Annotated in this window: 1 pseudogene; it reads right to left on the minus strand. The window is 32.6% G+C overall.

Going from position 1 to position 236, the window contains the following annotated elements:
- A pseudogene (locus tag GNY06_RS00365) lies at positions 1-236 on the minus strand (IS982 family transposase); the annotation flags it as partial.

The raw sequence follows: 236 nt of genomic DNA on the forward strand, positions 1-236 counted from the left end.
CATATTTCTAATGGCATGCTATCTACAATGTAATAATCACTGACAGATATTTTTGCAGCTATCTTGTTTCTTAATGAATCCCCATAAGAAAACAACTTGCGCTTTCTGCAATTGTAAACACTACGTTCAATCCTAGAGGATAAATTGAAAGGTAATTTTCTGAATAAATCCCGCTCTGAATCAATACTCATAAATTCTGAAGTTAAGTCTATGGAGATTAACTCAAGATCTGACAA

Origin of the sequence: Elizabethkingia argenteiflava (genome assembly GCF_009904105.1) — a bacterium.
GTDB classification, from domain to species: domain Bacteria; phylum Bacteroidota; class Bacteroidia; order Flavobacteriales; family Weeksellaceae; genus Elizabethkingia; species Elizabethkingia argenteiflava.